The following is a 20,088-nucleotide window of genomic DNA, read 5'->3' as shown; positions in this document are numbered from 1 at the left end:
TACCTAAAATAGTTGCAGACAGCCGCAGGGGCGGTTGCGGGAATGCGCAAAAGGAGACGTGAACTATCTGGGAGACAGCGTGTTATCCCGTTCGTGAACGGTGGGACCAACGCGGAAGTGAACCGTTGGGCCGGGATGGTCGTGAACCAGGGGATTTAGTTGCCGGCGGTTGGGGTACCTGTTTGCCATTTGCCAAGGTTGGCACAGCTGCGGTACTCGCCGTCGATCATGATGTAGAAAGTAGGAATTTTGGTAGCGAACCATTTCTCGAGCGCCGCCTGTTTCTTCTCGTCGAGGGCGCGCTGGGCGATGCGGTTGTAGTCGTCGCGCAGATTTTCCCGGTGCGGTTCGGTCTTGGACACCAGCTGAACGATATGAACGCCTTTTTTCCGCCCTGGTCTGTGAAGACTGCCGGTTTGGAATACTGCCCGGGCTTGAGGTCGGAATTTTTAAGGAGGAGGACCATATCCTTGTCGAGATCGGAGATCGTCAGGAAGGTCGTGCCGTTCTTACCCATGACCTGTCCGGCAGAAGACCGGCGCGGGTCATCACTGGGTGTATATCTGTTGATCGCTTCGCCAAAACTCAGCGTACCGGCGATCAGCTGCGTGCGGATAGAATCCAGTTGTGCAGTGGTCTCGTCGGTCTCGGTCTGTGTGATCTGGGGGATCTTCAGGATATGCCGGACCACGACGTCGTCGCCATTGCGGCTGACCAACTGGATGATATGGTATCCGAACTTACTTTTTATCACGGGAGAGACCTGTCCTTCCTTGAGCCGGAAAGCTGTTGAGAAGAATACGGGGTCCCACATTTTTGCGTCGTTGCGGTTGAGCTCGATCATGCCCCCCTTGTCCTTGCTGCCGGGGTCATCCGAGTAGAGTTTCGCGAGAAGGTCGAACTTCTTGGCGCCGGATTCCACCTGTTGCTTGTATTCGTTGAGCTCGTCCATGGCGAGTTTCTCGATGTCGCGGCTGGCTTTCGGATAGATGCCGAGCTCGTTGAGGCGAAGCTCGGATTCATAGAAGATGCGGTTCTTCTCCGGTATCTTGTCGAAATATTCCTTTACTTCTGTGGGAGTGATGGTAACGCCTTCCACGACCTTTCTGCGCATGGCGTCGGCCAGACGCTGTTCGCGAATGGGGACCATGAAATCCTGCTTCGCCTGGTAAACGGTCCGCTGGGCTATCTGCTCAAAAGCGTCCTTGCCGCCATACAGCTGGATGAAATAGCGGATGCGCTGGTCTACTTCTGCCTCTACTTCTTCGTCGCTAACGGGGAGGGAGTCCTTTTCTGCCTGCAGCACCAGCGCCTTCTGGAGGAGCATGTTGTCCAGGATAGTACATTCGTCCACGCCTTTCACCTCTGTGCCGTTGTTGTTGCGCTGCATATCGGCGATGGCGATGGCCAGTTCGGATTTAAGGATGATCTTATCACCGACAATACCGGCGATCTTATCGGCTACGACTTTCTGCTGCTGGGCCATGCTGCCGGAGGATAGTGCGAAAACAGCAATAGCAAAAAAGGCAATTCTTTTTAGCATACGGGTATAAAGTTAGGCCAAATACCCTCCAAAGGGAGGGTATTTAACAAAACATTAGTTACAGTGTACGTTTAACTTCTTCTTCTTCGTAGGCTTCTACGATATCACCGACGCGGACGTCATTAAAGTTCTTGACGGTGAGACCGCATTCCATACCGGAGGGGACTTCCTTGACGTCGTCCTTGAACCGTTTGAGCGACTGGAGCTCGGCAGAGGCGCCTTCCCCTACGGGGTAGATCACGATGCCGTCGCGTACCACGCGTATCTTGGAATTGCGGAAGATCTTTCCGTCGAGGACATAACAACCGGCGACGGTTGCCTTGTCGAACTTGAAGACGTTGCGGACTTCGACGTTGGCCACGATCTTCTCCACGACCTTCGGTTCCAGCAGGCCTTCCATGGCGCTCTTGACCTCTTCGATCGCGTTGTAGATGATGGAGTAGGTCTTGATCTCCACGCCTTCGTTCTCGGCCGGGCGGGAAGCACAGGAGGACGGACGGACGTTGAAGCCCACGATGACGGCGTCGGATGCCGTTGCCAGCAGGACGTCGCTTTCGGTGATGGCGCCGACCGCCTTGTGGACAACGCGGACCGCGATCTCTTCGGTAGACAGTTTTTGCAGCGAGTCGCTGAGGGCTTCCACCGAACCGTCCACGTCACCTTTTATGATCAGGTTGAGTTCTTTAAAGTTACCCAGGGCCAGACGACGACCGATCTCATCCAGAGTGATATGTTTCTTCGTGCGAATACCCTGTTCGCGAAGGATCTGGGCTCTCTTGTTGGCCACCTCCTTTGCTTCGCTCTCGTCTTCGTAGACCCTGAACTTCTCACCCGCCTGCGGCGCTCCGTTGAGACCGAGCAGGAGGACCGGCGTCGAGGGCGGCGCTTCGTCCACGCGTTTGTTCCTTTCGTTGAACATCGCTTTTACACGGCCGAAATACTGACCCGATACGACCAGGTCGCCGACGCGGAAGGTACCGTTCTGGACCGAGGACGGTGGCGACATAGCCGCGGCCTTTATCCAGAGAGGCTTCGATCACGCTGCCCGAGGCTTCGCGGTTCGGATTGGCCTTGAGGCTGAGGAGTTCGGCTTCGAGCAGGATCTTTTCGAGGAGCAGTTCGACGTTGAGTCCTTTTTGCGGATATTTCCTGGGACTGGTATTTACCACCCCAGTCTTCCACCAGCAGGTTCATGCCGGCCAGCTGTTCCTTGATCTTTTCGGGGTTGGCTCCGTCCTTATCGATCTTGTTGATGGCGAAGACCATCGGCAGGCCTGCGGCCTGTGCGTGGGAGATCGCTTCCTTCGTCTGGGGCATCACGGCGTCGTCCGCAGCTACCACGATAACCGCTACGTCGGCCGCCTTGGCACCGCGGGCACGCATGGCAGTGAACGCTTCGTGACCGGGGGTATCGAGGAAGGTTATCTTCTTTCCAGCCTCCGTCGTCACCTGGTAGGCGCCGATATGCTGTGTGATACCGCCGGCTTCCCCTGCGACCACGTTTGCGCTGCGGATATAGTCGAGCAGCGAGGTCTTACCGTGGTCGACGTGACCCATGATGGTCACAACGGGTGCACGGTCAAGCAGGTCTTCGGGTTCGTCGATATCTTCTTCTTCCTCCATTTCCGCGGCGTCGTCGATACCGATAAAGTCGACCTGATAACCAAATTCTCCGGCTACGAGCTCGATAACGTCTGCTTCCAGACGCTGGTTGATGGATACCATCATGCCCAGGCTCATACATTTGCCGATGACTTCGGCATAGCTGACGTCCATGAGGTTGGCGAGCTCGCTCACACTGATGAACTCAGTGACCTGCAGGCGGCTGTCCATCATATCGTCACCGGCGGCCATTTCGGCCGCTTCGTCGCGTTTTGCGCGACGGTATTTTGCTTTCAGGCTTTTTCCGCGGCCACCGGCGCCGGCCAGCTTGGCCTGCGTCTGCCGGATCTTTTCCTGAATTTCCTTTTTATCGATCTCTTTTGCTTCGCGTGGTGCGTGACGGGGATCGGGGCGTCTGTTGCCATGTCCCCCACCCTGATGACCGCCGCCGGCTCCGCGATTGGCGCCTCCGGGGTTCCGCTGAATCGGGATGCGACCCTGTCCTGGGGGACGCTGGTTGCCGTGTTGCTGGCCACCGTGTTGCTGACCGCCGCCGTGACCGCCCTGTCCGCCGTGACCGTGCTGACCGCCGCCGTGCTGGCCCTGACCGGGTCTTCCACCGCCGCCCGGGCCCTGGTTGTTGTCCCTTTTCTCGATGGGAATGCGCTTGCGCTTCCTCTTTTCTTCAGCCGGCTGTTTGGGCCGCGTATCGTTGTTGACCGGAAGTTCGATCTTACCGAGGATCTTCGGGCCTTCCAGCTTTTCCGCGCGGATATTTTCTATGACCGGTGGAACCGACGGATCCTCCGATGGCGTCTCTTCTGTATGTTCTTCCTGAGCGACCGGCTCTTCCCTCTCTTCTACCGGCGCCGTCTGAGCGACAACAGGCTCTTCCTTCACGGGCTCTTCCTTTGCAGGAGCCTTTGCCACGGGTGCTTCGGGAGCCTTGATCTCGGGCTGCTGCGGCTGTTGCTGCTGTACAGGCTCGGGTTCTGCTACAGGCTCTTCGGCGGGCTCGGGTTCCTCCGCCTTCTTCGTCACCTTTCTGGGACGGGTGGAGGAATCTATTGCAGAGAGGTCGATCTTATTGATCACTTTTGGGCCTTCCAGTTCGGGCGCCTCGATCTTGACGACCTCGGGCTCTTCCTGCCGTTCTTCCACGACGGGGGAGCTGCCACTACGGGCGGCGTTTCTACCACGGGAGGAGGAGGCGGCGCCTCTTCCTTTACTGCCTTCTTCACTACCGGAGGCGCCTGCTTGAATGGCGAGGTGACAACCGGAGGCTCTTCTTCTTTCTTCTTCTTTGCCTCAAGGCTTCCTTTGGGCAGGTCGATCTGATCGCTCTTCATCCTGGCGACTTTGTCCGACTGGAATTCCTGTTGGAGAGATCTGTACATGTCCTCCGTCAGCTTGGACGTCGGTTTAAGATCGTCCTGGCTGAATCCTTTGCTCACCAAAAAATCCACCAGGGTATCTTTCCCGATGTTGAATTCCTTGGCTGCAGCCATGAGGCGTATTGTTGTTGTTTCTGCCATATTGCGTACTTAACTCTTTAAAAAGGAAAGAGTTAAGTTCATCTCCTTTTTTGAGTTTACAAATTTCTGTAAAAATATAACTATTTACTGTTATCCTTTTTCAAACTCTTCCCTGAGCACTCTTCTTACGTCGTCGATGGTCTGTTTCTCCAGATCGGTCCTTCTTTCCAGTTCATCCGCCGTGAGGTCGAGCACGCTACGGGCTGTATCGCAGCCGATGCGTTTGAGCTCGTCGATGACCCAGGTCTCGATCTCGTCGCTGAATTCTTCAAGGTCGATGTCAAATTCTTCGGGTTCGCCTTCGTTGTCGCGGAATACGTCGATGGTATATCCAGTCAATTCCTGCGCCAATTTGATGTTCACCCCTTGCGGCCAATGGCCAGGAAACCTGGTCCGGCTTTAAATAGACATTTGCGTGCATCTTTTCGCTGTCCAGCTCCATATTGGTTATTTTGGAGGGTGTCAGGGCGCGCTGGATGAGCAGCTGGCTATTATTGGTCCAGTTGATGACGTCGATATTCTCGTTCTTCAGCTCGCGGACGATACCGTGGATACGGCTGCCTTTCATCCCTACGCATGCTCCGACAGGATCGATCCTGTCGTCATAGGACTCCACGGCAACCTTGGCGCGCTCGCCCGGTTCGCGAACGATCTTCTTGATCACGATCAGGCCGTCAAAGATCTCGGGAACTTCGATCTCCAGCAGTTTCGCAAGGAAGAGCGGGCTCGTCCGGGACAGGATGATCACCGGGGAGTTGTTCTTCAGCTCCAGCTTTTTACTACGGCGCGAATATTTTCGCCTTTCTTGAAATAGTCCTGGGGTATCTGTTCAGATTTGGGGAGGATCAGCTCACTGCCTTCTTCGTCCAGCAAAAGTATCTCCTTTTTCCAGACCTGGTATACTTCAGCGCTGACGATCTCGCCGATGCGCTCATTGTATTTCTTGACGAGAACATTCTTTTTCAGGTCGCCGATACGGCTGGCAAGCGTCTGCTTGGCGGCAAGGATCGCGCGGCGGCCAAAGTCCAGGATCTCGACTTCCTCGTATAATTCTTCTCCGACTTCGTAGTCGGGTTCGATCTTGACTGCGTCGGTGTAGGCAATCTCAGCCAGGGGATCCATCACGGCGCCATCCTCGACGATGGTCCGGCGGCGCATGATCTCAAGGTCGCCCTTTTCCGCATTCACAATTACGTCAAAATTTTCGTCGCTTCCATATTTTTTGCGCAACAAGGTTTTGAACACATCCTCTACCACTTTCATCATTGTAGGACGGTCGATATTCTCTGCTTCCTTGAAGTCCTGGAAGGCTTCGATCAAATTGATACTTGCCATAGCACTTATTTTTCTTGGTTGGATACCGGTCTTCCGACCAGAGACCGCCCGGTTTAGAAAACTACTTGAATTTTTGTTGTTTTTATGTTATCAAATAAAAAAGTATGGTTGATCACCTCTTTTTTCTTGTTCTTTCCTTTTACTTCCTCCACAATGATCCCATCCTCACTGACTTCGAGCAGCCGCCCGGCCTTTTTTGTGCCGTCCTGGAGGACCAGTTCTACCTGACGTCCGATATTCTTCTTGTACTGGCGCAGCAGTTTGAGCGGCTCGTCCAGCCCGGGGGAGGAGACTTCCAGCGAGAAATCACCCGTGGGGAAAAGTCCGGATTCTTCCAGTTTCTTGTACAGGGCCCGGTTATATTGTACACATTTTTCGATGGAAATGCCCTGATCGCCATCGATAAAAACCTTTAAATTGTTGGTCGGCTTGATGCGAATGTCTACCAGAAAATAGCCGGTCTCGTTCGCCAGCAGCGTCTGAACCAAACTTTCTACAGCCTTAATTGTTTCGTTAACCATGAATGACCCGAGAAACCCTCAGTTTATAAAATTAAAGAAGGGAACGCTTCCGTTCCCTTTTCTTTTGCTTCATTTACCTGTGCAAATGTAGGGATAATTCTTCTGAAATAATTTATTTTTATCGAAAAGAACGAGCATGAACCAGAGCCAGCCCGATAATTTAGGTGCATTTATCGCTGAGAACAAAACGCTGCTGAAAGAATATCTGGAGACCCGTCTTGAGATCTACAGGCTGCAGGGCCTTCGCCTTTTTGCAAAATCGGCGGGTTATTTTGCATGGATCCTGCTGTCGCTGTTTTTGGGATTTTTGTTCTTTCTTTTCGGCGGGCTGATGGTCGCCTATTGGTTCTCCGGGCTTTTCCACAGCTACGTAAAAGGCTTTGGGCTGGTGACACTGCTGATCCTGGTGGTTTTCGTGCTGCTCGCCGTATTCCGGAAAGCCCTGTTTGTAGAGCCTGTTATTCAAACCATTATACAAAACTCAAAAGAAGAGGACAGCGATGACGAAACGATCGACTAAAGGCGCGCGCAGCGTGCACGCGCTGGACCAGGATATCCGCCGGCTCCGCAACAAGGCGCGGCTGCTGGAAGAGCAGATAGACGTCAATTTCACCTATCTGCAGCAGCACTCGGGCTCGATGTTCGTTCGGTCGCTGCTGCCCCGCAAGATCGAAGGAGAGGCGATGACCGGTATCCAGCTGCTGGATACTTTTCTTCAGAACGAACGGCTGCAGGGCGTGCTTCTGCGGCTCGCCGACAGAATCGCCGTGAAGCTTGGCGATGGACTTAACTGGGTGATTGACAGGGTCTTTAAAAAATAGCGCCACCCCCGTCGTGCGGGGTTTAACAGGGATTTAAACTAAGATGCCATACCTTTGTTAGGTATTTAACCCGAGCCGCCCGCGGCGGCTCGTCCGCGGGCCAGCAATAGCGAAGCCCGCGACAGAGGTGAACCGCGTCGAAGCAGGTTCGCCGAAGGTCTACAGACATTAGCGCTTTTGCCGGGGATGCGCTAATTTCCTGACAGCGTATCCCCGGCACATATTTACTATGATGCCTTTATCAGAGATATTATTTTTGGCGATCGTACTGTACCTGCTGTACCGTTTCATATTCAACTTCCTGCTGCCCGTGGTAAAAACTACCCGGCAGGTGAGGGAACAGTTCAGAAATATGCAGGAGGGAAACGGCCAGAATGCTGGCGGCGGCTATAACGCCGGTCCGCAGCAGCCCCGTCAGGAGCAGAAGCCGAAACAGCCGCCGGCAGGCGAATACATCGACTTCGAGGAGGTTAAATAACAGGCAACGAACGCCGTCAGCCCGGCCACGCGCCGTTACCACTGAAAATCGAGCAGACTTACGCCAGGCCGGAGAAAAAGTCCCCTCAGTCCCACCTGCTCCGCGCCTTCCACATTGACGATAGCGTCATCCACGAACATCGTCTCCTCTGCGGCAAGCTGGTTTTCCCGAAGGATATATTCAAAAGATTCCTTATCGGGTTTTCGCATACCCAGCAGATGGGAATAGTAAGTCTTTTCAAAATGGTCTTCCAGACTTCCGCCGCCAAACGCGTTGATATACGTCTTTTGCAGGGCAGCCAGATGCAGGGCGTTGGTATTGCTGAAAAGGAAGAGCCTGTAGCTTTTCTTCAACTGTTTCAGCAGCTTGTATGCGTTCGGGGGGAAAGTCCAGCAGGAGGGCATTCCAGCCCGCGACGATGGCCTCGTCGGAGACGGAGATCCCGGTCAGCTGTCTGATCGAGTCGATGAACTGCCGGTCGCTGATTCCGCCGACCTCATACTCCCGGAAGAAATCGCTGGCGTGGCCGTGGCCGAAATAGCTGCGAAAGTCTTTTACTCCAAGCGAAGTGAACGCGTCTTCGGTGCGTTTGTTGTCCAGGTTGAGGATGACACCTCCCAGATCGAAGATGATGTTTTTGATACCCTGCATGCAGCCAAAGGTAATTAATCCGCTTTAAGTATGAAGGCCGCCTCCTTAACATCCCTGGAATTGCCGCCGATAAAGAGTTTGAAGTCCCCGGGCTCGAAAACATACTCCAATTTATCGTTATAAAATCGCAGGTCGTTGGGGGCGATCGTAAAGCTGACCTCTCTTGATTCGCCTGCCTTCAGAGAGACCTTTTTGAATCCCTTCAGCTCCTTAACCGGCCTCACCACGCTGCCCACCATGTCGCGGATATAGAGCTGAACGGTCTCTTCACCGTCCACTCTTCCACTATTGGTGATAGTTATAGTGGCCGTTACCGACTGACCGGGCTTGAGGACGGCCGAACTCATTTTAATATCCCCATATGTAAAGCTCGCATAGCTGAGGCCAAAGCCAAACGGGAATTTCGGATCGTTGGGGAGGTCCGTATAGGCCGAGACATAGTAGAGGTCGTGGTCGTTCTTTGCGGGACGGCCGGTGGAAAAATGGTTGTAATATACGGGTATTTGCCCCTCCGACCGGGGGAAGCTCATCGGCAGGTGAGCGGAAGGGTTATAGTCGCCGAACAACACGTCCGCAATGGCGTCACCCGCGGTCGTCCCCAGCCACCAGGTGTAGAGGATAGCGGGAACATTGTCCGCGGTCCAGTTGAAGATCAGCGGCCGGCCCGCGTTGATCATCACGACCAGCGGTTTACCCGTCGCCTGTATGGCCTTTATCAGGTCTTCCTGCACGCCGGGCAGCCGGATGGAGCTGCGGCTCTTCGCCTCACCGGACATGTCCCTCGCTTCGCCGACCTGCATAACGACGACGTCGGCGTTTTTCGCCGCGGCGACTGCCTCGTCAAAACCAGCACGGCTGCTGTCCGTGACGCCACAACCCTGAGCATACAACAGCTGTGTCCCGGAGCCCAGCTTCTTCTGAACCCCAGCCCAGGCAGACACGATCCGGCCGGAGTCGTCGGGCCATTCATAGGACCAGAAACCGAGATTGTCCCGGATGCCCTTTATGAACGGGCCGATCAGCGCGATAGTTTTTGTCGTTTTGGATATTGGGAGTACGTTCCGCTCGTTCTTCAGCAGGACGATGCTTTTCTCCGCCATGGTCCTTGCTTTGGCGAGGTTCTCCGCGTTGTTCCATTCTTTCGCGGCCCTCGCGTCGTTACAGAAGCGGAAAGGGTCGTCGAACAGACCCATCTCGAATTTTTTGGTGAGGATGCGGCGAACGGCTTCGTCGACGACGGCCAGCGGGACCTTTCCTTCTTTCACCAGCGTCGCAAGATTTTTGATATAGCTGCGGCTTTCCATATCCATGTCGCAGCCGGCAATAGACGCGGCCTTCGCCGCCCCGTAATTATCATTTACGTATCCATGGTTGATCATTTCACCCACCGATCCCCAGTCACTGACGACGAAACCCTGGAATTTCCATTTACCTTTTAATATGTCCCGCAACAGATAGCCGTTCGCTGTAGCCGGAATCCCATTGAGGTCGTTGAAGGAGTTCATAAAGGTGGCAGCGCCGGCGTCGAGTGCGGCTTTGAAGGGAGGAAGATAGTATTCCCAGAGACTGCGGAGGCTCATATCGACGCTGTTGTAGTCGCGTCCTCCGATGGCGGCGCCATAGGCTGCAAAATGTTTGGCGCATGCCATGACGGCGTCGGTGTCACCCAGGTGCCCGCCCTGAAAGCCCTTTACTCTTGCCGCAGCAATCAGCGAGCCCAGATACGGGTCTTCGCCCGCGCCCTCCATCACCCTGCCCCAGCGCGGATCCCGCGCGATGTCTACCATGGGGGCGAAGGTCCAGTGCACGCCCGCAGCCGCGCACTCTTTGGCGGCGACCCTCGCACTCTGTCCGATGGCCGCGAGATCCCAGCTGGCGGCTTCCGCCAGCGGAATAGGAAAGGTCGTCCGGTAGCCGTGGATGATATCCTGTCCGAAAAGAAGGGGGATCTTCAGCCTCGACTGCATGGCCATCTGCTGCAGCTCCCGGGTATGCTCCACACCGGTGACGTTGAGCATCGAGCCCAGCATGCCTCTTCTTATCTGGTTCTGCTTGTCCCCGTCCTTTGTGATGGGGCCGGTCGCTTCCCAGTCGCCATTGTACTGGTTCATCTGGCCGACTTTTTCTTCCAGCGTCATAAGGCGCAGGACCGAGTCGACCTTTTGTGCGATAGTCTTCTTTTGTCCTGAGCCATGCAGGCTCAGGACGAGCAATACGGCCAGATAGCTGATATATCTCATTTTGTCCAGTTGATCTTTACCGATTTTACGTCCCGCGAGTTGGGGCCGGCCATGATCTCAAAGTCGCCGGATTCCCAGTCATATTTAAGATCGTTGTTATAGAACTTAAGGTCTTCGGGTGTGATCGTGAAACTGACCTTCTGCGACTCCCCTGCGTTCAGGCTGATCTTTTTAAAACCCTTCAGTTCCTCTACGGGTCTGGTGATGCTGCCTACAAGATCGCGGATATACAGCTGTACCGTCTCCTTTCCGGCAATGGCGCCGTCGTTGGTTACTGCGATGGTGGCAGTCAGCGTCTGGCTGCCCTTCAGCGAGGTGCTGCTGAGGCTGAGGTCGCCGTAGCTGAAATGCGTATAGCTGAGACCGTAGCCAAAGGGATAAACGGGGTCGTTCGATACGTCGAGGTAGTTGGACCTGAATTTCTGGAACCAGGCGCTTTCGAGGGGTCGGCCGGTATTCATATGATTATAATAGATGGGAACCTGTCCGACGTTCTGGGGCCATGTCGTGCTGAGCTTGCCCGAGGGATTGACCGCACCGAACAATACGTCGCCGATGGCGTGTCCCGCCTCGGTGCCGCCGAACCAGACGTTCAGGATCGCGGGTACCTGGTCGTTCTCCCATTTGATCGCAAGCGGCCTGCCGGTAAAGAGGACGAGTACGACCGGCTTCCCGGTCCTGAGCAGGGCTTTTAACAGGTCCTGCTGCGTTTGGGGGATCTCAATATTGCTGCGGCTGCTGGACTCACCGGTCATCTCGGCTGACTCGCCCAGTGCGGCAATGATAACGTCGGCCTGTTGGGCTGCGGCGACGGCTTCATCGCGGATAGCCTCCGCAGGGCGGTGGTCCCTGTTGAGTGATTTGCCAAACATCCCGGCCCGCTCTTCGAACGCACTGTCGGCGTCGAGGTTGGAGCCCCTGCTGTAGATGATCTTCGTGCCTTCTCCGGCGACGTCCTTAAGTCCCTGCAACAGGCTTACGGACTTTGAGAAATCGGCGGCGACGCTCCATGTGCCGGGCATGTTCTCCCTGTTATCCGCCAGGGGGCCGATCAGCGCAATAGTGCCGCCTTTTTTCAGGGGAGGACGCCGTTCTGGTTTTTGAGCAGGACAAAACAGTCGGCGGCTATCTTGCGGGCCGTAGCGCGGTGCTCCGGCGTGAATATTTCTGTAGCGGCGCGCTTTTCATCCAGGTATTTATAAGGGTTGCTGAAAAGGCCAAGCTTGTATTTAGCCTCGAGAACGCGGCGGCAGGCCTGGTCGATCTCCGCCTGGGTTACTTTTCCCTGCTGCAGCGAGCCCTTTAGCGTATTCAGGAATGCTTCGCTGACCATATCCATATCGATGCCGGCCTTTAGGGCGAGTGCCGCGACGGTCTTTACGTCGCCCATGCCGTGGGGCACGAGCTCGTTGATGCCGGTATAGTCGGTGACGTCAAAACCTTTGAAGCCCCATTTTTTCTTAGTACGTCGTTCTGGAGGAATCTGTTGGCCGTGGCGGGGATGCCGTTGACGTCGTTGAACGAGGCCATGATACTGCCTACGCCGGCATCGACCGCCGCCTTATAGGGAGGGAGGTATTCGTTGAACATGCGAACATAGCTCATGTCCGTGGTATTGTAGTCGCGACCCGCCTCGGCGGCGCCGTATAGCGCGAAGTGCTTGACGCAGGCCATGATATCGGTATTTTTGGAGTAGTCTTCCTGATAACCTTTCACCATGGCTTTTGCGATCTGTGAGCCGAGATAGGCGTCTTCGCCGCTGCCTTCCGCAATACGTCCCCAGCGGGGGTCACGGGCGATGTCTACCATCGGCGAAAAGGTCCAGCAGATGCCGTCGGCGCTGGCCTCGATGGCCGCCACACGGGCGCTTTTTTCAACTGCTTCCATGTCCCAGCTGCAGCTGAGGCCAAGGGGGATGGGAAATACCGTTTCATAGCCGTGTATGACGTCCATGCCGAAGATCAGGGGTATTTTGAGCCGGCTTTTCTCTACGGCAATACGCTGTACTTCTTTGATCTTTGCGACGGATTTTATATTGAAAAGCCCTCCAACCTTTCCTTCTTCTATCTTCTTTGCGATGTTGGAGTTGCCGGCCTGGCCCGTAGTGATGTCTCCGGCTCCGGGAGATTCAGCTGCCCGATCTTCTCGTCAAGGGTCATTTTGCTCATCAGCGTGGTGATGAACCCGTTCATCTTTTCGGCCGACGTCTGTGCTGTCGCGATCCCTGTCGACAGAAGAAGTATAGCCAAAGTCTGAAGTGCTCTCATGTTAATTGTATTTTGGCGGTTAGTCAACCTTGATAACTTTTGCGGGTGAAGAAATTCCGTTCTCATTGATGGCTTCTATCGAGAAATAATAGGGTTTCTCCCTGTCCATTACCTTGAACCAATAGTCGTTGGCGGAGTAGACAAGGACGCTATTATACAATTTATCGGGGGCAGTACCAAAATAGATATTGTACCCATAGGCGTTATCAACGGTCCTCCATTTTATCCAGGCGCTGCGTTTGTCCTTTTCCGTGCGAAGCACCATAAAGTCTTTTACTTCGCCGGGCTTTTCGCCGCCGCCGTTGCCGAAGACGCGCAGACCGCTGATCGCGAATTTCCCCGACGGCATATGGATATTCTCCATTTTGATATACCGCGTGGTCACCGGGTGAGGCAATTCAATATAATCGTGAGGCACGTCTGTACGGTTCTTGCTTTTGTCTGCGAGTAGCTTCCATTTCTTACCGTCATCGGACGCATAGAGCATATACTGGTGATAGATATCCGTTTGTTTCCCGAGGAAGGTCGCGTCCTGATCGGCATAGTTGATCTGGATGGCGTGGACCGTGCATGACTTGCCCAGATCGGTCTGGATCCACTCACCGGCGTTGCCCGTAGCGGCGCTCCAGTAAGTCTTGATGTCCTCGTCTACCGCCAGGTTCGCGTTGTAGTCGCCAAGTGTGGAGGATACCGTCACTGGCTTGTTGTAGTTGAGGAGCATCCAGCCGCAGAATCCGCCGTTGCCGGTAGGGGAATTAATTACAGAGCTGGAGTCCGAAGGCAGGTAGTGGGGATAGTCGCCATACGAAGTATTGCAATACATCATATCGTCCTTGTCGAACCCCGCCGGCCAGATACCGATGCGCCGTTCAAAGTTATTCTTCACCGCAATTGTCATCGTGCTCACGTGCCAGTAGTTGTTATTGCGATCCTGGAAAGTAGCGCCGTGTCCCGCGCCCCTGGCAAAGCCGCCGGGCTTGAAGGAGAGGGGATCGGACTGCGGCGTCCATTCATTGCCGAGGGGTTTGCCGCCCACCACCACGCCGTCCGCATAACCGCTGAACTCGGTGCCTGGCGCGCCATACTGCAGATAGTATTTCCCGTTGTGTTTCGTCATCCAGGAACCTTCTATGAACGGGTCCAGAAAGGTATTGTCGTAGTATTCGCCAAAGCGCTGCCAGCCGTATCTACAGTCCTGTAGCTTATAGGTCTCCTGCCGTGTGCCGATAGGCTTAAAGGTCTTCCTGTCCAGCTCGATGCTGTACAGAGGGAAGGAGTTGCTGCTGCCGTTGTACATATAGAACCGGCCGTCGTCGTCGGTAAAGAAAGCCGGATCCCAGCCACCGATCTCAAATGAGTCGACGAGCGGCTTCCATTGATTGGACTTCGGGTCCGTGCTCATCCACAGGGTGAACTGCCGGGTGTAGGTCGATCCGAAAACCAGCATCGTGTCGCCGACTATTCCCACCGCCGGAGCGCAGAGCTCGTCGTAGCCCTTATTCCAGGGCCGGAGGAATTTGCGCGAGATGAATTTCCAGTCCGACAGATCGTGCGACCACCAGTAGCCCCACTGGTTGGTGGAGAACAGATAATAGTCGCCCTTGTAGAGGACGATGACCGGGTCGGCCGTTGCGCGGTGCCGGCCTGCTTCGCTGAAATCGGGGATAGGAGTATAGCCGTAGTCGATGTTGATGGGGTTGCAATACGTAGTCGGTTGTCCTTGTGCTCTCAGCAGCGTAAACAGAGCCAGCGCCGTGACCAGTAATTTGTTCATAGCAATTATTTTAGTGCCTCGTCTTTATCTTTCTCCAGGAAGCCTGCCGAATCCATTACTCCGCTGGTCTCCCATTCCATCAGGGCTTCGTCGGGTACGATCTTCACCGGAACTTTGTGCGATCCGTTGGGTTCGTTGTAGCCGGTATTGTCCTGCCGGTTATAGCAGGAGATCAGCGACCAGCGGGGCCTGTCCGAGAGATTGGCCTCGCTGCGGTGCAACAGATTGCTGTGGAAGAAAAGTGCGTCGCCGGGCGCCAGCTCCACATATACCAGCGGCATCGTTTTCAGCGCGAGGTCGACATAGTGCTGGGAAGCGCCCACCTGCTCGCCGGAAAAACCATGCTCTACCCTTCCCATTTTGTGCGAGCCCTTTATCACCTGCAGACAGCCGTTGGCCTTCGTAGCCTCCGTGATCGCCACCATTACCGAGATCATTGCGTCGGGGAAGAGGAATTCGTTCTTATACCAGTATCCATAGTCCTGGTGCCATTCCCATGCGCCGCCGACCTTCGGCTCCTTCTGCATGAGCTTGCTGTGAAAATGACATACCGGCGAGCCTCCGTCCATCAGCCGGTCGGCAGAGTCCACCATTCTCTTGCCGCGGGTGAGCAGGCCATAGGCGTCGTTGCCGGGATTGTACCATAGCGTGAGTTTTGTCTTTTTCCCGTCTGGTCGTTGAGATCGAAGGCGTGTTTGCTGATCGAGTCGTCGCCGACGGCGATCTTGTATAGCTTGTCAATCTCCCCTCTGTCAGGAAATTTCTGACGATGATATAGCCGTCCCGATGGTAGTCGGCTACCTGTTGCTGGGTTAACTGAAAATTTGCCATATAGTTTTATTTTAAGGTAGTCCTATTTCATATGCGGCGATTCGAAGCCCAGGCGTTTGAGCCCGGTCTGAACGTCGGGTATCTTCATAAATAAGTTCCAGATAAGGCCGCTTCGGTAGTTCTCGATCATCACCACGATGGGCCCCTGGTCGATGGCCAGATGGGTCTTTGCATACCAGTCTTTCGTCTCGCTGAAACCGTCGGCAAAGCCATAGGGCCCCCATATTTTTTCACCAAGGTCGTAATAAAAATGTTTCAGCGCCTGCATGCTGTATTCGGGTGTATAGGGAAAGGAAGATATCGCTGCGGTTGGCTGGATAACACCCCTGTCGTCCTGCGGGCAGTGCGCGACATAGCCCTTATAACTGTCTCCCGCGGTCAGTCCCCAGCAGTTGGCTCCGTACCCCCTGAACTTTTTCGGGTTGTCGATGCAGTAGGCCCGGTTGATCAGGGTGTGGTTCCTTGTTTGCTCGGCATAGTCTATACCGTGGTCGTCTTTCAGGCCGTTGGGATCGATGCCCATAAAGGTATACTGCTCGAAGAAGAGGGGACCGCCCCATTCGAAGTTCCCGAGCGGGAGGGTGATCCCGTAGTAGCTTTTTCCGTTCTTCCAGGAGGCGCTCTTCACCCAGGAGTTCTCGTAGAGCTCCTTTGAGATCGGGTGGGTCGGAGAAGCCGCGGACATGATATAGGTGATGAGGGCTTCGTCCCAGCCATAGACCGGGAAGTTCATGTCGAAATCGTTGTCGGGGCTCCAGTGCCAGTATAACAATTGGTTGCCCCCTTTCCCATGCCAGTTCCAGTTGGCTACATCCCACATCGCGGTGACGCGGTTGCGGAAATATTTTTCGAGCGGGGTATCGTGGTTGAAGTATTCCCGGGCGCAGAGCAGCCCCATGAGAAGGTAAGAGGTCTCGACGATATCCGCCCCGTCGTCCAGTCTGCCGAAGGGAATGGTCTTTCCCGTCGTACCGTTCATGAAGTGGGGATAGATGCCGTGGTAGCAGTCGGCCTTTGTCAGGAAGTCGGCTATTTTGACGAGGCGCCGGAGAGCGGTATCCCTGCCGATCCATTTTCTGTTGACCGCCACGATAGTCGAAAGGATGCCAAAGCCCGTCCCGCCAATGGCGCAGGCTTCGGGACCAAATTCATGTTTCGAGAAATTGGGTTCGCCGTCAGCTTCGTTGATATAGTCCCAGTAGTATTCTGCTTTGACGGTATTGTCCCGCTCCCGGGCCAGACCGCTGACGGGGTGGGCGCCGTTCCAGAAGAACCGGAAGGTCTGACGCTGGACTACGTCGAGCAGGATGGAGTCGGAGAGGCCCTTAACGACGCCGACGGGCTGGATAGCCGATTGTCCGAATGCGAGCGTAAAGGGAAAAAATAAAACTATAGATATTACGAATTGTCTGATCATGGTCGTTATCTATTTGATCCACGGGCTTTGAAAACCCAGTTTTTGTAACCCTTTATGGACCTCGGGGCAGCTCATGAACAGGCGCCAGAGGAGACCGCTCCTGTAGTTCTCGATCATCGCCACGATGGGACCCTGGTCGATCGCCAGATATGAGCCGGCCCACCAGTTCTGTGTTTCGTTGAAGGCGTCGGTGAAACCGTATCGTCCCCAGATCTTGTCGCCAAGGTCGTCATAAAAATGACGGAGCGCCTTCATGGAATACTCGGGCGTATAGGGGAACGCGGCCAGTGCGGCCGTCGGCGAGATCGTCCCCCAGTCGTTGGTGGGAGAATGGGCGTTATAGCCATTGTAGGTGTCGCTGGCAGTTAGTCCCCAGCAGTTGGGGCCATACCCTTTGAATTTTTTCGGGTTGTCGAGGCAGTAGGCGTGGTTGATCAGGGTGTGGTTCTGGTTTTGCTGCCAGTAATCGGCGTACTCGTCTTTTAGTCCGCGGGGGTCGAGGCCGAGGAAAGAATACTGGGAGAAGAACAGCGGGCCGCCATAGTCGAAGCCGAGGGGCAGCGTGATGCCGTAAAAGCTTTTGCCGTTCTTGAAGAAGTCGCTCTGCGCCCAGCCGCGGTGATAGACGGAGGCTGTCACCGGGTAGCGTTCCCCGGAAGCGGCGAGGACATACAGGATCAGGCATTCGTTGAATCCGCGAACGGGAAAGTTCATGGCCCAGCCGTTGTTGGGGCTCCAGTGCCAGTATAGGACTTCGCGTCCCTCGCGCGTAAACCAGTTCCATTCGATATCGTTCCACATCCATTCGATCCGGTTGCGCAGCTTCGGATTCCACTTCATTTTTCCCGTCGAAATACTGCCGGGCGCAGAGCAGGCCCTGGAAGAGATAGGATGTCTCTACGAGGTCGGCGCCGTCGTCCTTGCGGCCGAAGGGGATCGTCTTTCCGGTCGCTCCGTCCATCCAGTGCGGGAAAGCGCCGTGGTAGGAGTTCGCCTTCAGCAGGAAGTTGACCATATGCAGCAGGAACTTCGCCGCGGTATCGCGGCCGATCCATTTGCGATCGGTGGCGGCGATGACGGACATCACGCCAAAGCCGGTGCCGCCGGTGGTCACGACTTCGTCGCCGTAGTCAAAGGACTTGTTGCTGCGTTCACGGGCCATATGGCTGACGGGGTGGGCAAAGTCCCAGAAATACCTAAAGGTCTGGTGTTCTGTAAGGTCGACGAGGGCAGAATCGCTGAGGTTCTTTGGGCGGCCCCCGGGCCTTCTGCAGCGCGGGCCGGGCGCTGGGCCTGCAACGAAAAAGCGAAAAATAAAAGACTCAACGTAAACAGTGTGCGGTATCGCATGAATATCTTATTTAGAAATGAGGGCTTGAAAAGCCGAGTTTTTGCAGGCCTGTCTGTATCTCAGGGCAGCTCATGAACAGATTCCATAGCAGGCCGCTGCGGTAGTTCTCGATCATCACGATCTGCGGCCCCTGGTCGATAGCGAGCCATGAGCCCGAGAACCAGATATTGGTAAGGTTAAAGGCATCCATGAAACCATACTGGCCCCAAATCTTGTCGCCCAGCTTGTAATAGAAGAATCTCAGCGCATTCATCGACTGCGTGGGCGTGTAAGGCAGACTGCTGATGGCGGCGGTCGGAGAGATGACGCCTGGATCGCTGGTCGGTGAATGGGCGCCATAGCCGCTTATATTGTCATCGCTGGCTGTCAGTCCCCAGCACTGATCGCTGTATCCATTGTATCCCTGGGGGTTTTGAACGCAGTAGTTATAGTTGATGAGCGTATGTGCATTATTTTGGGTCCAGTAGTTGGCGTAGGCGTCCGAAAGTCCGTTGGGGTCCAGACCAAGGAAGGAATAATGTGAGAAGAACATCGGTCCGCCTGCCGCGGGGCCAAGCGGAAGCACTGTATTATAATACGTGCCGCCGTTGCGCATACTGCCGTTGCCAGCCCAGCCGCTGTCGTAGGTGCTTTTCGGGATGGGATTTGTGGCAGCCGATGCGGCCAATACATAAGTGATCAGGGCTTCGTTCCAGCCTTTGACCGGCACGTTTACCGCCCAGTTAAAGTCAGGGCTCCAGTTCCAATAGAGAATGTTCTTTCCATTCTGGCGATACCAGCCGTAGTCTACCGCGTTCCAGAGAGTGTTGATATCGCTGCGCAGTTGAGTTTCGGCATTGTCGGAGCCACTGTTAAAGTATTGCCTGGCGGTGAGCAGGCCCTGCATCAGGTAGGAGGTCTCCACGATATCGCCGCCGTCGTCCTGGGTGCTGAATGGGACGGTAGCGCCTGTTGCTCCATTGATCCAATGGGCGAAGGCGCCGTGATAGCGGGTCGTCTTAGTCGTGAGGAAGGTCACAACCTGGGCGACACGGCTAAGGCCTTGTGACCGTGAAATGAAATTTCGCCTGATGCCTGCGATCATGGCCATGATGCCAAAACCCGTGCCGCCGGTAGTCACGACGTCGCCCGAGGTGTTGCGTTCGCGGGCCATGCCGCTGGTGGGGTGGCCAAAATCCCAGAAATATTTCAGTGTACCGGACTGCACGAGGTCGAGAAGTGCGCTGTCGGAGATGCGTGGAAATTTGTCGGATGAGTCGATGGCCGTCGTCAGATTGACCGTGATGTCGGATTGCAGCATTCCTTTCGCCTGCGACTGCAGCGAGGTCGTTACTGACAGAATATATTTTGTGATGGGTTGCAGTGGGGTTGAGGGCTGTAAGATCAGGACGCTGTCCTGGTTGGCATAGGAGGTGGTAAAAGAGGCTGAAACGCCGGCGTTTGTTTTGAGCGTGACGGCGTTGCCCACCGAGGCGTGATCGACGGGCGCAGAGAAAGACAGCCGGACCGTAGTTGTCGCCCCTATATTGAAATAGTTGAGTCCGTTGTAGCGGCCGTTGACGGTAAGGCTCATGAAACTAAATGAGGCAGGAGCAGGCGGAGGAGGAGCCGGTGCGGTGCCGCTCTTTTTGCATGCGGCCAGGGCAAGCGTTGTAAGGAGCAGGATTGTAAAACCGTTTTTCATAAAAGAGAGGGCCGCATTCTGACGTGCGACCCCTGTTG

The 20,088-nt window shown here is 55.0% G+C and carries 22 protein-coding genes and 1 pseudogene; 5 read left to right on the top strand and 18 right to left on the bottom strand.

What is annotated here, in order from left to right; all coding sequences use genetic code 11:
• Nucleotides 1–226: 226 nt before the first annotated feature.
• From ACQ86N_RS45990 to rimP, 8 genes are all read right to left on the bottom strand, one after another.
• Nucleotides 227–1,543, bottom strand: coding sequence for a peptidylprolyl isomerase (locus ACQ86N_RS45990; RefSeq protein ID WP_431212923.1), 1,317 nt, complete (start codon nt 1,541–1,543; stop codon nt 227–229).
• A 58-nt stretch (nt 1,544–1,601) separates the two neighbouring features.
• Nucleotides 1,602–2,549, bottom strand: coding sequence for a translation initiation factor IF-2 (locus ACQ86N_RS45985; protein WP_431212922.1), 948 nt, complete (start codon nt 2,547–2,549; stop codon nt 1,602–1,604).
• A gap of 11 nt (nt 2,550–2,560) precedes the next feature.
• Nucleotides 2,561–4,306 (bottom strand): translation initiation factor IF-2 N-terminal domain-containing protein, encoded by a 1,746-nt coding sequence (locus ACQ86N_RS45980; protein WP_431212921.1) that lies wholly within the window; start codon nt 4,304–4,306, stop codon nt 2,561–2,563.
• Nucleotides 4,237–4,680 (bottom strand): hypothetical protein, encoded by a 444-nt coding sequence (locus ACQ86N_RS45975; protein WP_431212920.1) that lies wholly within the window; start codon nt 4,678–4,680, stop codon nt 4,237–4,239. Before ACQ86N_RS45975 ends, ACQ86N_RS45980 begins: the two co-directional genes overlap by 70 nt.
• 90 nt (nt 4,681–4,770) lie before the next feature.
• Nucleotides 4,771–5,019 (bottom strand): hypothetical protein, encoded by a 249-nt coding sequence (locus ACQ86N_RS45970; RefSeq protein WP_431212919.1) that lies wholly within the window; start codon nt 5,017–5,019, stop codon nt 4,771–4,773.
• Nucleotides 4,961–5,428, bottom strand: a complete 468-nt coding sequence (locus ACQ86N_RS45965; protein ID WP_431212918.1) for a hypothetical protein — start codon at nt 5,426–5,428, stop codon at nt 4,961–4,963. The genes ACQ86N_RS45970 and ACQ86N_RS45965 overlap by 59 nt, the downstream gene beginning before the upstream one ends.
• A 14-nt stretch (nt 5,429–5,442) precedes the next feature.
• Nucleotides 5,443–6,015, bottom strand: coding sequence for a NusA N-terminal domain-containing protein (locus ACQ86N_RS45960; RefSeq protein WP_431212917.1), 573 nt, complete (start codon nt 6,013–6,015; stop codon nt 5,443–5,445).
• 53 nt (nt 6,016–6,068) lie between these two features.
• Nucleotides 6,069–6,536: a ribosome maturation factor RimP gene (gene rimP / locus ACQ86N_RS45955; RefSeq protein WP_431212916.1), complete on the bottom strand. Its 468-nt coding sequence runs from the start codon at nt 6,534–6,536 to the stop codon at nt 6,069–6,071.
• Nucleotides 6,537–6,672: 136 nt separating this feature from the next.
• Between rimP and ACQ86N_RS45950 the strand changes: the two genes are divergently transcribed.
• From ACQ86N_RS45950 to ACQ86N_RS45940, 3 genes are all read left to right on the top strand, one after another.
• Nucleotides 6,673–7,056, top strand: a complete 384-nt coding sequence (locus ACQ86N_RS45950; RefSeq protein ID WP_431212915.1) for a hypothetical protein — start codon at nt 6,673–6,675, stop codon at nt 7,054–7,056.
• Nucleotides 7,037–7,357: a hypothetical protein gene (locus tag ACQ86N_RS45945; RefSeq protein WP_431212914.1), complete on the top strand. Its 321-nt coding sequence runs from the start codon at nt 7,037–7,039 to the stop codon at nt 7,355–7,357. The genes ACQ86N_RS45950 and ACQ86N_RS45945 overlap by 20 nt, the downstream gene beginning before the upstream one ends.
• A gap of 256 nt (nt 7,358–7,613) precedes the next feature.
• On the top strand, nt 7,614–7,835 hold the full coding sequence (locus ACQ86N_RS45940) for a hypothetical protein (RefSeq protein ID WP_431212913.1): 222 nt from the start codon (nt 7,614–7,616) through the stop codon (nt 7,833–7,835).
• A 35-nt stretch (nt 7,836–7,870) separates the two neighbouring features.
• Here the strand turns inward: ACQ86N_RS45940 and ACQ86N_RS45935 are convergent, their stop codons facing one another.
• The 5 genes and pseudogenes from ACQ86N_RS45935 to ACQ86N_RS45915 form a co-directional block, all read right to left on the bottom strand.
• Nucleotides 7,871–8,188 carry an HAD-IA family hydrolase gene (locus ACQ86N_RS45935; protein WP_431212912.1) on the bottom strand — a complete coding sequence of 106 codons (318 nt, stop codon included), beginning with the start codon at nt 8,186–8,188 and terminating at the stop codon, nt 7,871–7,873.
• A complete protein-coding gene (locus ACQ86N_RS45930) occupies nt 8,073–8,486 on the bottom strand; it encodes a hypothetical protein (protein ID WP_431218051.1) in 414 nt (137 codons plus the stop codon). The genes ACQ86N_RS45935 and ACQ86N_RS45930 overlap by 116 nt, the downstream gene beginning before the upstream one ends.
• Before the next feature lie 14 nt (nt 8,487–8,500).
• Nucleotides 8,501–10,726, bottom strand: a complete 2,226-nt coding sequence (locus ACQ86N_RS45925; RefSeq protein ID WP_431212911.1) for a glycoside hydrolase family 3 N-terminal domain-containing protein — start codon at nt 10,724–10,726, stop codon at nt 8,501–8,503.
• The gene (locus tag ACQ86N_RS45920; protein WP_431212910.1) at nt 10,723–11,748 is read right to left on the bottom strand and encodes a glycoside hydrolase family 3 C-terminal domain-containing protein; all 1,026 of its coding nucleotides are present in this window, start codon (nt 11,746–11,748) and stop codon (nt 10,723–10,725) included. Before ACQ86N_RS45920 ends, ACQ86N_RS45925 begins: the two co-directional genes overlap by 4 nt.
• Before the next feature lie 53 nt (nt 11,749–11,801).
• Nucleotides 11,802–12,760 (bottom strand): annotated as a pseudogene (locus tag ACQ86N_RS45915) (glycoside hydrolase family 3 N-terminal domain-containing protein).
• Between ACQ86N_RS45915 and ACQ86N_RS45910 the strand changes: the two are divergent.
• Nucleotides 12,665–12,982, top strand: coding sequence for a hypothetical protein (locus tag ACQ86N_RS45910; RefSeq protein ID WP_431212909.1), 318 nt, complete (start codon nt 12,665–12,667; stop codon nt 12,980–12,982). The pseudogene ACQ86N_RS45915 and the gene ACQ86N_RS45910 sit on opposite strands and share 96 nt — an antisense overlap.
• A 30-nt stretch (nt 12,983–13,012) precedes the next feature.
• On the opposite strand, the gene ACQ86N_RS45905 is transcribed toward ACQ86N_RS45910, so the two are convergent.
• The 4 genes from ACQ86N_RS45905 to ACQ86N_RS45890 form a co-directional block, all read right to left on the bottom strand.
• Nucleotides 13,013–14,767, bottom strand: a complete 1,755-nt coding sequence (locus ACQ86N_RS45905; protein WP_431212908.1) for a family 43 glycosylhydrolase — start codon at nt 14,765–14,767, stop codon at nt 13,013–13,015.
• A 5-nt stretch (nt 14,768–14,772) separates the two neighbouring features.
• Nucleotides 14,773–15,360 (bottom strand): phytanoyl-CoA dioxygenase family protein, encoded by a 588-nt coding sequence (locus ACQ86N_RS45900; RefSeq protein WP_431212907.1) that lies wholly within the window; start codon nt 15,358–15,360, stop codon nt 14,773–14,775.
• 260 nt (nt 15,361–15,620) lie between these two features.
• Nucleotides 15,621–17,015, bottom strand: a complete 1,395-nt coding sequence (locus ACQ86N_RS45895; protein WP_431212906.1) for a glucoamylase family protein — start codon at nt 17,013–17,015, stop codon at nt 15,621–15,623.
• A gap of 9 nt (nt 17,016–17,024) precedes the next feature.
• On the bottom strand, nt 17,025–17,855 hold the full coding sequence (locus tag ACQ86N_RS45890; protein WP_431212905.1) for a glucoamylase family protein: 831 nt from the start codon (nt 17,853–17,855) through the stop codon (nt 17,025–17,027).
• On the opposite strand from ACQ86N_RS45890, the gene ACQ86N_RS45885 reads away from it, so the two are divergent.
• Nucleotides 17,830–18,441 carry a hypothetical protein gene (locus tag ACQ86N_RS45885; RefSeq protein WP_431212904.1) on the top strand — a complete coding sequence of 204 codons (612 nt, stop codon included), beginning with the start codon at nt 17,830–17,832 and terminating at the stop codon, nt 18,439–18,441. The two genes, ACQ86N_RS45890 and ACQ86N_RS45885, sit on opposite strands and share 26 nt — an antisense overlap.
• Here the strand turns inward: ACQ86N_RS45885 and ACQ86N_RS45880 are convergent.
• Entirely contained in the window at nt 18,377–20,050 is a 1,674-nt protein-coding gene (locus ACQ86N_RS45880; protein ID WP_431212903.1) for a glucoamylase family protein, read from the bottom strand. The genes ACQ86N_RS45885 and ACQ86N_RS45880 overlap by 65 nt on opposite strands.
• Nucleotides 20,051–20,088: the final 38 nt, after the last annotated feature.

Origin of the sequence: Puia sp. P3 (assembly GCF_050632245.1) — a bacterium.
GTDB lineage: Bacteria > Bacteroidota > Bacteroidia > Chitinophagales > Chitinophagaceae > Puia.
The sequence above is the reverse complement of the archived record's forward strand: the minus strand, read 5'-3'. Positions and strand labels throughout refer to the sequence as shown.

Coding starts and splice junctions, on each gene's coding strand:
- ACQ86N_RS45905 (WP_431212908.1), bottom strand. CDS start 14,767: ATGAACAAATTACTGGTCACGGCGCTGGCTCTGTTTACGCTGCTGAGA.
- ACQ86N_RS45895 (WP_431212906.1), bottom strand. CDS start 17,015: ATGATCAGACAATTCGTAATATCTATAGTTTTATTTTTTCCCTTTACG.
- ACQ86N_RS45950 (WP_431212915.1), top strand. CDS start 6,673: ATGAACCAGAGCCAGCCCGATAATTTAGGTGCATTTATCGCTGAGAAC.
- ACQ86N_RS45990 (WP_431212923.1), bottom strand. CDS start 1,543: ATGCTAAAAAGAATTGCCTTTTTTGCTATTGCTGTTTTCGCACTATCC.
- ACQ86N_RS45960 (WP_431212917.1), bottom strand. CDS start 6,015: ATGGCAAGTATCAATTTGATCGAAGCCTTCCAGGACTTCAAGGAAGCA.
- ACQ86N_RS45930 (WP_431218051.1), bottom strand. CDS start 8,486: ATGCAGGGTATCAAAAACATCATCTTCGATCTGGGAGGTGTCATCCTC.
- ACQ86N_RS45890 (WP_431212905.1), bottom strand. CDS start 17,855: ATGAAGTGGAATCCGAAGCTGCGCAACCGGATCGAATGGATGTGGAAC.
- ACQ86N_RS45975 (WP_431212920.1), bottom strand. CDS start 4,680: ATGGCAGAAACAACAACAATACGCCTCATGGCTGCAGCCAAGGAATTC.
- ACQ86N_RS45925 (WP_431212911.1), bottom strand. CDS start 10,726: ATGAGATATATCAGCTATCTGGCCGTATTGCTCGTCCTGAGCCTGCAT.
- ACQ86N_RS45985 (WP_431212922.1), bottom strand. CDS start 2,549: ATGTCGCCACCGTCCTCGGTCCAGAACGGTACCTTCCGCGTCGGCGAC.
- ACQ86N_RS45920 (WP_431212910.1), bottom strand. CDS start 11,748: ATGCCCGGCACATGGAGCGTCGCCGCCGATTTCTCAAAGTCCGTAAGC.
- ACQ86N_RS45900 (WP_431212907.1), bottom strand. CDS start 15,360: ATGGTGGACTCTGCCGACCGGCTGATGGACGGAGGCTCGCCGGTATGT.
- ACQ86N_RS45880 (WP_431212903.1), bottom strand. CDS start 20,050: ATGAAAAACGGTTTTACAATCCTGCTCCTTACAACGCTTGCCCTGGCC.
- ACQ86N_RS45945 (WP_431212914.1), top strand. CDS start 7,037: ATGACGAAACGATCGACTAAAGGCGCGCGCAGCGTGCACGCGCTGGAC.
- rimP (WP_431212916.1), bottom strand. CDS start 6,536: ATGGTTAACGAAACAATTAAGGCTGTAGAAAGTTTGGTTCAGACGCTG.